General features: G+C 64.6%; 13 protein-coding genes. 5 read left to right on the top strand and 8 right to left on the bottom strand.

All coding sequences use genetic code 11. From position 1 onward, the window contains the following. Positions 1-85: 85 nt before the first annotated feature. Positions 86-1,027, bottom strand: a complete 942-nt coding sequence (locus tag M9H71_RS13815) for a septal ring lytic transglycosylase RlpA family protein (RefSeq protein ID WP_455405546.1) — start codon at positions 1,025-1,027, stop codon at positions 86-88. Positions 1,028-1,267: 240 nt separating this feature from the next. Between M9H71_RS13815 and M9H71_RS13810 the strand changes: the two genes are divergently transcribed. Continuing rightward, on the top strand, positions 1,268-2,425 hold the full coding sequence (locus M9H71_RS13810) for an AI-2E family transporter (RefSeq protein WP_455405545.1): 1,158 nt from the start codon (positions 1,268-1,270) through the stop codon (positions 2,423-2,425). Here M9H71_RS13810 and M9H71_RS13805 read toward each other — a convergent pair. The 5 genes from M9H71_RS13805 to M9H71_RS13785 all read right to left on the bottom strand — a co-directional run bounded on the left by M9H71_RS13805 (position 2,409) and on the right by M9H71_RS13785 (position 5,848). Continuing rightward, positions 2,409-2,711, bottom strand: a complete 303-nt coding sequence (locus M9H71_RS13805; protein WP_455405544.1) for an antibiotic biosynthesis monooxygenase family protein — start codon at positions 2,709-2,711, stop codon at positions 2,409-2,411. The genes M9H71_RS13810 and M9H71_RS13805 overlap by 17 nt on opposite strands. 78 nt (positions 2,712-2,789) lie before the next feature. Beyond that, a complete protein-coding gene (locus M9H71_RS13800; protein WP_455405543.1) occupies positions 2,790-4,025 on the bottom strand; it encodes a GGDEF domain-containing protein in 1,236 nt (411 codons plus the stop codon). Between the two features lie 290 nt (positions 4,026-4,315). Continuing rightward, positions 4,316-4,798, bottom strand: coding sequence for a 30S ribosomal protein S9 (gene rpsI / locus M9H71_RS13795; RefSeq protein WP_455405542.1), 483 nt, complete (start codon positions 4,796-4,798; stop codon positions 4,316-4,318). Between the two features lies 1 nt (position 4,799). Further along, a complete protein-coding gene (gene rplM / locus M9H71_RS13790) occupies positions 4,800-5,264 on the bottom strand; it encodes a 50S ribosomal protein L13 (protein ID WP_110786018.1) in 465 nt (154 codons plus the stop codon). 155 nt (positions 5,265-5,419) lie between these two features. Further along, entirely contained in the window at positions 5,420-5,848 is a 429-nt protein-coding gene (locus tag M9H71_RS13785) for a PaaI family thioesterase (protein WP_455405541.1), read from the bottom strand. A 90-nt stretch (positions 5,849-5,938) separates the two neighbouring features. Here M9H71_RS13785 and M9H71_RS13780 point away from each other — a divergent pair, with 90 nt between their 5' ends. The 4 genes from M9H71_RS13780 (at position 5,939) to M9H71_RS13765 (ending at position 9,493) form a co-directional block, all read left to right on the top strand. Then, entirely contained in the window at positions 5,939-6,766 is an 828-nt protein-coding gene (locus M9H71_RS13780; protein WP_455405540.1) for an enoyl-CoA hydratase, read from the top strand. Positions 6,767-6,915: 149 nt separating this feature from the next. After that, on the top strand, positions 6,916-7,500 hold the full coding sequence (locus M9H71_RS13775) for a CoA-binding protein (RefSeq protein WP_455405539.1): 585 nt from the start codon (positions 6,916-6,918) through the stop codon (positions 7,498-7,500). A 98-nt stretch (positions 7,501-7,598) separates the two neighbouring features. After that, positions 7,599-8,879, top strand: a complete 1,281-nt coding sequence (locus M9H71_RS13770; protein WP_455405538.1) for an O-acetylhomoserine aminocarboxypropyltransferase — start codon at positions 7,599-7,601, stop codon at positions 8,877-8,879. 38 nt (positions 8,880-8,917) lie between these two features. Beyond that, the gene (locus M9H71_RS13765) at positions 8,918-9,493 is read left to right on the top strand and encodes a TMEM175 family protein (RefSeq protein ID WP_455405537.1); all 576 of its coding nucleotides are present in this window, start codon (positions 8,918-8,920) and stop codon (positions 9,491-9,493) included. Between the two features lie 133 nt (positions 9,494-9,626). On the opposite strand, the gene M9H71_RS13760 is transcribed toward M9H71_RS13765, so the two are convergent. Both M9H71_RS13760 and M9H71_RS13755 read right to left on the bottom strand, forming a co-directional pair. Next, on the bottom strand, positions 9,627-10,706 hold the full coding sequence (locus tag M9H71_RS13760; RefSeq protein ID WP_455405536.1) for a zinc-binding dehydrogenase: 1,080 nt from the start codon (positions 10,704-10,706) through the stop codon (positions 9,627-9,629). Next, entirely contained in the window at positions 10,703-11,512 is an 810-nt protein-coding gene (locus tag M9H71_RS13755) for an SDR family NAD(P)-dependent oxidoreductase (RefSeq protein WP_455405535.1), read from the bottom strand. Before M9H71_RS13755 ends, M9H71_RS13760 begins: the two co-directional genes overlap by 4 nt. Positions 11,513-11,519: the final 7 nt, after the last annotated feature.

The following is an 11,519-nucleotide window of genomic DNA, read 5'->3' as shown; positions in this document are numbered from 1 at the left end:
AAACTTCACGGACGACTAACTATTGAGAGAGCAGCAGCTCGGCCGGGCCGCTCAGGACTCCCTGCCGATCGGTCGAACTCGGCGGTCAGTAGAGCCCGCGGGCCGACAGCAGGTTGCCGATTTCGTCGTTGCCGCGCGACGGCGCGGTGCTGACCGGCCGGTACTCTGCCCGCGCCTCTCGGGGATCGGCGTCGTAGGACACCGCGCGCGGATTGGGCGCAAGCGTGTGGCGGTTCGATCGGGTGCTGCGCGAAGCCGAAACCTCCGAGGTCGCCGCGACCGAGGCGACGTCCACCGAGGTGTTGCCGAGCGAATACGGGCGCCCTTCCGGCAGAGGAACATCGCCGCGAATCCGGCCACCGCCGGCACCGAAGTCCGGAACGAACGGTTTGGCGGAAGCGATCCGCACGCCGGTCGGCGCCGGTGCGGGTTCGCCCTGACGCAGCGTCGCCATCAACTGGCGGTCGTCGGAGCCTTCGAGCGGGGCTCGGCCGACATACTCGACCCGCACCCGCGCGGTGCCCCTGTGTTTGAATTCAAGAAGTTCGGCGGCTTTGTTCGAAACGTCGATGAGCCGGTTACCGTGATACGGGCCGCGGTCGTTGATGCGCACGATCAGCGAACGGCCGTTGGCCAGGTTGGTCACTCGGGCATAGCTCGGGATCGGCAAGGTCGGATGCGCCGCCGACAGCGACGCCATGTCGAACACCTCACCGTTGGCGGTGAGCCGGCCGTGGAAATCGTTGCCATACCAGGACGCGAGTCCTTCCGCGCGGTAGTGGGGATTCTCTTCCGGAACATAGGTGCGGCCGGCTACCACATAGGGTTTGCCGACCCGGTAGGTGCCTCCGCCCTTCGGCACCGGCTCTCCGAAAGCGACCACCCGCGGGCTCGACGACACGCCGTATTTCGGATCGACCCGGCTGAACGTGCCGTTCTGGGCGCAATTGGCGAGGGCAAGGCAGGCGCTAGCGGCGAAAGCCACCCGCGCGGCGCGGCCCAACGAATCTCGCTCGCGAATCCCCATAAGTCCCCAAATACCATTCTCGCGACATCGGCCCAAGATGGGACCTTCCCCGGTCGCGACTTCGACGCACGCCCACTTCCGCATCGAACCATGACCATATCGCAGAGCGAACAAGGCGAAAATGGGACGAACCAGGCTTTGGCGAAAGTATGGTTACCAAGCTCTGATACCGGATTCGGGCGCTTGCTCTGCCATGGCGATTCGCGAAACACTGAGTGCCGACAGCCGAAAGGACCGCATGTGACCGCCCCCCTTCCCGATCGCGTTCCGTCCCGCACCGACCTTGCCTGGGCGATCGCCCTCGGCGGCATCGCCACCGTATCGTTCGCGGCGCTGCTGTACGGCGCCTGGCAATTCGCCGGCACGCTGTTCCTGATCTTCGCCGGGGTGCTGTTCGGCGTGTTTCTCAACGCCCTCACCGAGCTGACCGGCAAACTGGTAGGCGGTCCGCACGGCCTCCGGTTGGCGCTGGTCTGCGTGGTCCTGAGCGGCCTGTTCTTCGGCATTGCCGTGCTCGGCGGCAACACCATCAGCCAGCAGGCCAAGGCGCTGTCCGGCACGATCAAGACCCAGATCGTCAATGTAAAGGCTCTGCTCGAGCGGAACGGCGTCGACACCAGCTTCCTGGAACTGGGTGGCGGCAACGGCGGCGGCGCGCATTCGGAGACGGCTCCTGTGCAGCCGCGTAACCTGCCGAGCGCAGGCGAGATCGCCTCCGGCGGCGGCGCCATCGTCAGCCAGACGTTGAAGCTGATCCTCGGCACCATCGGGGCTGTCGGCAACTTCTTCATCGTGCTGTTTCTCGGCCTCGCCTTCGCGGCGCAGCCGGAGGTGTACCGCAACGGGCTGGTCAGGATGGTTCCCCGGCGCCACCGGAGCCAGGCCGAGGTCATCGTCAGCGACACCGGCGAGATGCTCAAGCGCTGGCTGCTGGCTCAGCTCATCACCATGATCGCGGTGTTCGCGGTCACCGCAATCGGCCTATCGCTGATCGGGATTCCCGGCGCGTTCATCCTGGGAATCCAGGCCGGCCTGCTCGCCTTCATTCCGACCGTCGGCGCAATTCTCGGCGGGCTGGTCATCGTGCTCGCCGCGATCGGCTCCGGCTGGATCGCCGTCTTCAGCGCCTTCGTGCTGTTCCTCGGCGTCCATGCGCTCGAGAGCTACATCCTGACGCCGCTGATTCAGCGCCAGGCGATCGACATCCCACCGGCGACTCTGTTCGCCACCCAGATCCTGCTCGGCATTGTGTTCGGGCTGTGGGGACTGGCGCTGGCGCTGCCGCTGATGGCGATCGGCCGGGTGGTGATCGACCATCTGCGCGGCGAGGAGCCGGGCGAGACCGCCGCACCGGCCGCCCCCGCGCCGATGACGCTCGCGGTTACGCCTGAGACGTGAGCACCGTTTCAGTGTGCTCGACATCGGGCGGCGCTGCGAAGAAGCCGCCGACGAGACCACGCCATTCGGTGAAGTTCTCCGAACCGCGGAAGTCGACCGTGTGGTTTTCCAGCGTCTGCCACTTCACCATCAGGCGATAGCGCTGCGGCTTCTCGATCGACCGATGGAGTTCGAAGCCGCAAAACCCCTTGGAGCGGCCGAACGCCTCGCGGGCCTTGGCGACCGCGGCTTCGAACTCCGCTTCGCTGCCGGGTTTGACGTCGATCTGTGCGATTTCGGTAATCATGCGTCTGCGCCTCGTCGGTGATGGGACGGGCGTCTTATCGCACCGGGCGGCGCAATTGAAGCGGATCGGAGGTCAGGTTCAGGCGACCGCCTGCCCGACCGAGCCGCCGCGCGCCACCACTTGATGTTCGCGCGTCTGTGCCGCCTTGCGCCGGCTGTCCTCCAGCGACACCGGTTGCTCGGCCGTCGCCACCACCCGGTTCCGGCCGCCGCGCTTGGCCTGATACAGGGCCGTGTCGGCAGCAGCGAGCAGCACATCGAGTTCGATGCCGGCCGGTCCGCCGGCCACGCCGATCGACACCGTGGTCGCTACCGGGGCGTCGTCGACCTCGATGCCGCAGTCCTGGAACGCCTCGCGCACCCGATCGGCCGCGGTCACCGCCTCGTCGATCGAGCACGGCAACAGCGCGGCGAATTCCTCGCCGCCGATCCGCCCCGATAGATCCGAGATCCGCAGCGAGCTAGCGACGATGGCGGCGAACAGCTTCAGCACTTCGTCGCCGGCCGGGTGGCCGAACCGGTCGTTGATCGATTTGAAGTGGTCGATGTCGAAGATCAGCGCCGATACCGGGCGGCCAGCATTGGCCTCGCGGTCGATCATCCGCGCGCAGGCTTCCGAGAAGCCACGCCGGTTGAGCATACCTGTGAGCGGGTCGAGTGAGGCCGCGGTCTTGTGCATGGTCACGGTGCGTTCAGTGACCAGCATGAAGATCACGAACACAGTGCCGATCGCGTACAGCACCAGTTCGACCGCGAACAGCGTCACCCAGGCGTTGCCGACGAATCCGGAATTCGGCGACGGCCACAGATCGGCGAGCACGATCGGAAGCATTAGAACCGTGCCGTGCAGTAACGGCACCACGATGGTCGGCCAGCGCCGCTGCATCGATTTGCGCCGCTCGGCCGAAAGCTGGTTCGCCGTCAGACCGGCGTAGACGGCGACGATCGCCGCCCCGATCGTCATCCGCAGCGCTTCCTGTCCGGCGGGCAGGCTGGCGACCGCTGCCAGCCAGACCAGCGCGCCGAGCAACAGCCCGGGCCAGTTCGGCTTAAAGCCATGGAATACCCGCGCCGCGTTCCACACCATCCCGCAGGCGATGAAGCCGACGCCCGCCATCGCCAGAGTGATGGTCTCGCCGAAGACCGGGCGGAGAACGGTCCAGAGCGCCACGGTGATGGCGCCGAGCAGATAAGCGTTGCCCCACCAGTTCAATGCCGGGATTTTCTCCTGGCGGCCGAAGTAGTGCAGCATGACACCGAGCAGGGCGCAGATGAGCGTTGCGACCAGAAACAGCGTCGAAATGTCGAGCGACATAGTGGGGTACTCGGTGGATGACTTTCCGGTGACGGCATTTCAACACCGCGGGTGCGGAGCTGATCCCCTCATGCTGCCGATTTGACCCTGGGTGAATTGAAATCGCGTTTGCGCAAAAGCTCCGATTTGTTCGATAACTGGTTGGACTTTTCCGACAATTTGCATGCAAAGCGAGCCTCGCCGGTAAGTTGGGCCGGACCGTTGACCGATCCCTCGCCCGCCTTCGAGCGCAACAAAAAAGGGCGCCCCGCAGGACGCCCTTTGTCGATCCCGGTAAGACCGGAAAAAGATCAGCGCTTCGAGAACTGGAAGGAGCGGCGGGCCTTGGCCTTGCCGTACTTCTTACGCTCGACGACGCGGCTGTCGCGGGTCAGGAAGCCACCCTTCTTCAGTACGCTGCGCAGCTCCGGCTCGAAATTGGTGAGAGCCTTGGAGATGCCGTGACGAACCGCACCGGCCTGGCCGGACAGGCCGCCGCCGGCGACGGTGCAGATCACGTCGTACTGGCCGGCACGGGCCGCGGCGACCAGCGGCTGCTGGATCATCATGCGCAGCACCGGACGGGCGAAATAGACTTCGACCTCGCGGGCGTTGACCATGATCTTGCCGGCGCCCGGCTTGATCCAGACGCGGGCGACCGCGTCCTTACGCTTGCCGGTGGCATAGGCGCGACCGAACTTGTCGATCTTCTTGGTGTAGGTCGGCGCGTCGGCGGACGTCACGGTCGTCTTCAGGGCGGCGAGCTGGTCGAGAGACTGCATGGTTTCGGACATCTTATGCGGCCCTCATGTTCTTGCGATTCATCGCACCGATGTCGAGCTTCTCGGGCTGCTGAGCTTCGTGCGGGTGTTCGGCACCGGGATAGACGCGCAGGTTGCCCATCTGGACACGGCCGAGCGGACCGCGCGGGATCATGCGCTCGATCGCCTTCTCGACAACGCGCTCCGGGAAACGGCCTTCGAGGATCGCCTTCGCAGAGCGCTCCTTGATGCCGCCGATGAAGCCGGTGTGATGGTAGTAGACCTTGTTGTCGCGCTTACGACCGGTCAGCACCACCTTCGCGGCGTTGATGATGATGACATTGTCGCCGCAGTCGACGTGCGGGGTATAGGTCGGGAGGTGCTTGCCGCGCAGCCGCATCGCGACCAGCGTGGCGAGCCGGCCGACCACGAGACCAGTGGCGTCGATGATGACCCACTTCTTCGTGACTTCGGCGGGCTTGGCCGAAAACGTCTTCATGAGAATGATCCGTGACAGGGGGAATTCGGTGCATGAAGCACCGGACTGCGGGCGCTTGTAGAGAAGCCCCGCTGCGGCGTCAATCCCTTCCCTGCTGGATTTATTGCGCAATTACAGTGGGTTATAAATATGGTGCAATATTACCTTCAAAAACATCAAGCGGTTGGAATGGAATAGGTCGACGTCACATGGGCGATCGGGTCCGGCGAAGTGCCCGACAGCAGCGTCACCTCCCCGACAGCCAGCCGGCGGCCAAGCTTGAGAAGCTTGGCGACCGCGACGACATCCTGGCCGGGTTGGCCTTTGCGGAGGAAGTTGATGTTGAGGTTGGTGGTGACCGCGAGTGCGACTGGGCCGATGGCCGACAGCAGCACGACGTACATGGCGAAATCCGCCAATGCCATCAGGGTCGGCCCCGACACGGTGCCGCCGGGCCGCAGCATCCGGTCGCTGTAGCGCTGCCGTAATAGAGATGTGCGACCATCGGCGGTCTCGATCGAAATGTCACCGTGGCTGAACGCCTGCGGGAACTCGCGCTGCAGAAATTCTTCGAGTTCGGCTACGCTCATCCTCGCATGTGTCATGTCGTTCCCGCCCCTGCTCTCGCTTCGCCCGGCTTGTTACAATAAGGTGACGCTCGTTCCCAGCGCTTCATTTTGTTCCCGGACGCCGCCATGACCGTGTTGCCCGCCTTCGCTGCGACCCAGCCTTCACCGATTCTGCTGCGCGAAACCGTCGACGGCGGTGTTGCGGTGCTGACGCTGAACCGGCCCGCCGCGCGCAACAGCCTGTCGCTGGAAATGATCGACGATCTGCACGCAGCGCTGGATCTGATCGGGCGCGACGACGGCGTGCGCGTGGTGGTGATCGCAGCCAATGGCCCGGCGTTCTGCGCCGGCCACGACCTCAAGGAGCTGACCGCGCATCGCAACGACGCCGACCGCGGCCGCGCCAGCTTCTCCAGAATTATGACCTCCTGCAGCGCGATGATGCAGGCGATCGTCAAACTGCCCAAGCCGGTGATCGCAGCGGTGCAAGGCGTTGCTACTGCGGCCGGCTGTCAGCTCGTTGCAAGTTGCGATCTCGCTATTGCGTCCGAGCAGGCGACCTTCGCAACGCCCGGCGTCGATATCGGGTTGTTCTGCTCCACCCCGATGGTGGCGCTGTCACGCAACGTGCCGCGCAAACAAGCGATGCACATGCTGCTGACCGGCGAAGCGGTCGGTGCCGACGAAGCACGCCAGATCGGTCTGATCAACCGGGTGGTGCCGCATGGCACCGAGCGCGCCGCTGCGGTGGCGCTGGCCGAGCAGATCGCCGGCAAGTCGTCGCACACCATCAAGGTCGGCAAGGAAGCGTTCTACCGCCAGGCTGAGCTCAACCTCGCCGACGCTTATCATTACACCGCACAAGTGATGGCCGAAAACATGATGTCGGCCGACGCCGAAGAAGGCATCGGTGCGTTCCTCGAGAAGCGCGCACCGGAATGGAAGGATCGTTGATCCGCGCCTTCGACCATGCCCCGTCATTGCGAGCGAAGCGAAGCAATCCAGGGCCAAGCACCGGAAGCTGGATTGCTTCGTCGCGGAGCCTGTGCTCGGACGCCGCGAAGTGGCGATCCGAGTGCTCCTCGCAATGACGGACTTGTAAGATGAACCACGACAGCTACGCCGACGCCTACATCCGCGCGATCCTGAACAGCGTGAAGACGGTTGCGATGGTCGGGGCGTCGCCGCTCAATGTGCGGCCGAGCTACTTCGTGTTCAAATATCTTACCGAACGCGGTTATGACGTCGTTCCGATCAATCCCGGACAGGTCGGCAACAGCCTGCTCGGCAAGCCGTTCGTCGCGTCGCTGAAGGATATCGACCGCCCGATCGACATGGTCGACGTGTTTCGCGGCTCGGCGCATGTGATGCCGGTAGTCGACGAGGTGCTGGCGCTGTCGCCGCTGCCCAAAGTGATCTGGATGCAGATTGGGGTGCGCAACGACGAAGCCGCCGTTAAGGCCGAAGCCGCTGGCATCAAGGTGGTGATGGATCGCTGCCCGAAGATCGAATACGGCCGGTTGTCGTCGGAGATTTCCTGGATGGGGGTGAATTCGCGCACCCTCAGCGCCAAACGCGCACCGATCCCGGTCAAGGGGATGCGACTGTCGCTCGACCGCCAGAGCGTCGCCGGCGGCAATACCGCTGCGTCCGACCGCGCCGTCAAGAACCGCAACGAGCCAACTTAAGGCAGCAGCGGCGGAGCGGTAGTCGGGACACGCTTGACCTGCTCCAGGGTTCCGATCAGATAGCCCAAACCATCAGCCACAGCACGGAGGGATCGACCATGACTGAACGCAACCCTGGATTTGCGACGCTTGCGGTCCATGCCGGTGCCCAGCCCGATCCCACCACCGGCGCGCGCGCGACCCCGATCTATCAGACCACATCGTTCGTCTTTAATGACGCCGACCATGCCGCGTCGCTGTTCGGCCTGCAGGCATTCGGCAACATCTACACCCGCATCACCAACCCGACGACGGCGGTCCTCGAAGAGCGCGTCGCCGCGCTCGAAGGCGGCACCGCCGCGCTCGCCACCGCCTCCGGCCACGCCGCGCAGCTCGTCGCGCTGCAGCAGTTGATGCAGCCCGGTGACGAATTCATCGCCGCGCGAAAACTGTACGGCGGCTCGATCAATCAGTTCACCCACGCCTTCAAGAGCTTCGGCTGGAACGTGGTGTGGGCCGACACCGACGACCTCGCCAGCTTCCAGCGCGCGGTGTCGCCGAAGACCAAGGCGATCTTCATCGAGTCGATCGCCAATCCGGGCGGCAGCATCACCGACATCGAGGCGGTCGCGGAGGTTGCGCGCAACGCCGGCGTGCCGCTGATCGTCGACAATACGCTGGCGACGCCCTATTTGATCCGCCCGATCGAGCACGGCGCCGACATCGTGGTGCATTCGCTGACCAAGTTCCTCGGCGGCCACGGCAACTCGCTCGGCGGCATCATCGTGGATGCCGGCACCTTCGATTGGTCGAAGGACGGCAAGTATCCGATGCTGAGCGAGCCGCGTCCCGAATATCACGGCCTGAAGATCCAGGAGACGTTCGGCAACTTCTCGTTCGCGATCGCCTGCCGCGTGCTCGGCCTGCGCGATCTCGGTCCGGCGTTGTCGCCGTTCAACGCCTTCATGCTGCTGACCGGCATCGAGACGCTGCCGCTGCGCATGCAGAAGCACTGCGAGAACGCCAAGGCGATCGCCGAATTCCTCGCCACCCACAAGGCGGTGGATGAGGTCAACTACTCCGGCCTCGCCTCCAGCAAATACGCCGCCCTCGCCCGCAAATATGCGCCGAAGGGGGCCGGTGCGGTGTTCACCTTCAGCCTCAAGGGTGGTTATCAGGCCGGCGTCGACCTCGTCGCCAATCTGAAGCTGTTCTCGCATCTGGCCAATGTCGGCGACACCCGGTCGCTGATCATCCATCCGGCCTCGACCACCCACAGCCAGCTCGACGACGCCCAGAAGACCGCGGCCGGCGCCGCGCCCAACATGGTGCGGGTGTCGATCGGCATCGAGGACAAGGACGACCTGATCGCCGACCTCGACCACGCGCTCGGCGGCTGAGCAGGAATCACGCGAGCAGCGTCGTCGAGGGGGCGGCGATGAGCAGCGGCCATTTTGAATTGAGGCGGTTGGAAGCTCTCAGCAACACCGTGTTCGGCGTGGCGATGACACTGCTCGCCTATCAGGCGCCGCGTGAGAAATTCATCGGCGCCGATCCGCAATGGCGCGAGATCTGGCACGTCTACGGTGCCTTCGTCTCGACGCTGCTGCTCAGCTTCATCGTCGCCGGGATGTTCTGGTACAGCCACCAGCAGCGGCTGGCCTATGCCAGCCATGCCGGACGCAGCGAAGTGATCGGCAATCTGTTCTTCCTGCTGTCGATTATCCTGCTGCCGGTGACCTGCGGCCTGTACGGCAACAATTACGACTCCCCCAACGTCACCACGCTGTACGCGATCAATCTGTGGCTGATCGCGCTGTTCAACACCGCGCTGTGGGCGTTCGCGGTCGCGCCGCGCGACGACTGGCTGAAGCTGGCAACGCCAGGCTTCTCGCTGGCGCTGTTCACGCTCGCGGTGCTGGTCTGTCTGATCGAGCCGCACTGGCCGAAATACATCTGGCCTCTGGCCTTTCTGTCGCCGGCGATCAGCGCGTGGATCGAGAAGCGGCAGTAGCTGTTCTGCATGACAGCATTCGCAGGCTCGATCGAAAGCCGCCGGGGCCGCCCTAACGGGGCAGCCGCGGCAGCTTGAGGACCTGTTACACAGATCCACCGTTTCGAAATGACCGACTCAGACTCCTCAGGGATTACGCCTGACCCGGATCGACCAGGAGCTTGATGCACGCGTCGGCCTTCGACAGTGTCGAGAAGGCAGCAGCCACGCCCCCGCGTCCCACCGTCCCGGAGATCAGCGGGGAGACGTCGCACTGTCCTTCCGCGATCGCGTGCAGCGTGGCGGCGAATTCGGCGGGGCTGTAGCCGAACACAAACCGCAACGAGAGCTGTTTGTTGATCGCCAGCGATGGCTCGATCGTATCGCTTTCCATGCAGACGCCGACCACAATGATGGTCGCCGTTGGCGGCGATTTCTCGATCAGTTGCTGCAGCATGCCCGGCACGCCGACGCACTCGAACACGACCGCATCGCGAATTGAGCGCCCTTGCAGCGTCGCGGCGCTGAAGCTCGCCAAAGTGGCGGGAACGTCGAGAGCCTCCCAGCGATCGTGAGGCGAATGCTCGCCGGGATAGATCACCACGTCGGCGCCAAGCGCCACGGCAGCGGCGCGGCGGTGCGGTGAGAAATCGCTGGCGATGACCGGACCAATCCCCCGCGCCTTGAGCGCGGCGATGACCGACAGACCGACAGGTCCGCAGCCGATCACCAAGGCCACGCTGCGCGGTGTCAACGGTGCATTGGCAACCGCATGCGCGCCGACCGCCATCGGCTCGGTGAGCGCAGCGCGCGCGTCATCAAGTCCATTCGGCACCTCGAGCAGCAGCGCCTCCTGCAACACCATTCGTTCGGCAAAGCCGCCGGGAAAGCGGTTCGAGTAACCAACGAGCTCACTGCCCGCCGGGCCGAATGCGGCCGGCACTGAAACCACCTTTGTGCCCGGAGGCAGCGTCTTGTTGCAGCCAGGACCGTGATCAATCACTTCGGCGCAGAATTCATGGCCGAACACGACGTCCTGGGAAGGGTCGAGGCTGGGTCGTCCGCCGGCGCGGCGGGTGAGCGCAATCATGTGATCGAGATGATGAAGCGCATGGAGGTCCGATCCGCAGATCCCACACACCAGCGTCTTCACCAGCACCTGGCCCTCGCCCGGTGTGACTTCGGCGATGTCTGTGTCGACCAATTTGCCGTCACGCCTGACCACGGCCTTCATTGAACGGCTCCCGTTAAAGCGCCCATGACCCGGGGCAGATTGGGTTGTCCAGTGTGCGCGGTCAGTCCGCCATCGACCGGCATGGCAATGCCGGTGACGTAGGATGCCGCATCGGAGGCGAGGAAGGCGATGACTTGCGCAATCTCCACTGGACTAGCGAACCGGCCGATCGGCACCCGGTCTTCCCAGTCGGCGCGTAGCCCAGGAATGCCCTGAACTCCGGCGAGGATCGGGGTGTCGACCGGACCAGGACACACCGCATTGACCCGCACGCCATCACGCGCATGATCGATTGCTGCGGTGCGGGTGAAATTGATGACGCCGGCCTTCGCAGCATTGTAGGCCGCGAATCCGAAATCAGCGGCGAGGCCCGAGGCCGAGGCGGTGTTGACGATCGCCCCTGCCCGCTGCGCGACCATCACCGGCAGCGCTGCCTTGCAGCCGAAGAATACCCCATCGAGATTGATGGCGAGGACCTTCTTCCAGTCCTCGACCGGCAGTGCGGCGATCGACGACAGGCTACCAATCCCAGCGTTGTTGACCAGCACATCGATCCGCCCGAAGGCCGCTACCGCACCGTCGATCAGCGCTTTCACCGATGCGAAATCGGATACGTCGGTGGTGATGAACCGTGCGCGTTCGGCCCCGAGTTCAGCCACCAAGGCATCGCCCGCCGTCGCGTCGAGATCGCCGAGCATCAAGCTCGCGCCTTCGGCGTGAAGGAGCTGCGCGGTCGCAGCGCCAATGCCGGAGGCGCCGCCTGTGATCACCGCGACTTTGCCACCAAAGCGCGTGCGCTCATTCATCCTCTTG

This window comes from Rhodopseudomonas parapalustris, from assembly GCF_053772255.1.
Note: the sequence above shows the minus strand (reverse complement) of the source record. Positions and strands in the feature narration are given on the sequence as shown.

Excerpts from the sequence above, each read along its gene's own strand:
- M9H71_RS13775 (WP_455405539.1), top strand. The coding sequence starts at position 6,916 with ATGAACCACGACAGCTACGCCGACGCCTACATCCGCGCGATCCTGAAC.
- M9H71_RS13755 (WP_455405535.1), bottom strand. The coding sequence starts at position 11,512 with ATGAATGAGCGCACGCGCTTTGGTGGCAAAGTCGCGGTGATCACAGGC.
- M9H71_RS13805 (WP_455405544.1), bottom strand. The coding sequence starts at position 2,711 with ATGATTACCGAAATCGCACAGATCGACGTCAAACCCGGCAGCGAAGCG.
- M9H71_RS13760 (WP_455405536.1), bottom strand. The coding sequence starts at position 10,706 with ATGAAGGCCGTGGTCAGGCGTGACGGCAAATTGGTCGACACAGACATC.
- rpsI (WP_455405542.1), bottom strand. The coding sequence starts at position 4,798 with ATGTCCGAAACCATGCAGTCTCTCGACCAGCTCGCCGCCCTGAAGACG.
- M9H71_RS13770 (WP_455405538.1), top strand. The coding sequence starts at position 7,599 with ATGACTGAACGCAACCCTGGATTTGCGACGCTTGCGGTCCATGCCGGT.
- rplM (WP_110786018.1), bottom strand. The coding sequence starts at position 5,264 with ATGAAGACGTTTTCGGCCAAGCCCGCCGAAGTCACGAAGAAGTGGGTC.
- M9H71_RS13780 (WP_455405540.1), top strand. The coding sequence starts at position 5,939 with ATGACCGTGTTGCCCGCCTTCGCTGCGACCCAGCCTTCACCGATTCTG.
- M9H71_RS13785 (WP_455405541.1), bottom strand. The coding sequence starts at position 5,848 with ATGACACATGCGAGGATGAGCGTAGCCGAACTCGAAGAATTTCTGCAG.
- M9H71_RS13815 (WP_455405546.1), bottom strand. The coding sequence starts at position 1,027 with ATGGGGATTCGCGAGCGAGATTCGTTGGGCCGCGCCGCGCGGGTGGCT.
- M9H71_RS13765 (WP_455405537.1), top strand. The coding sequence starts at position 8,918 with ATGAGCAGCGGCCATTTTGAATTGAGGCGGTTGGAAGCTCTCAGCAAC.
- M9H71_RS13800 (WP_455405543.1), bottom strand. The coding sequence starts at position 4,025 with ATGTCGCTCGACATTTCGACGCTGTTTCTGGTCGCAACGCTCATCTGC.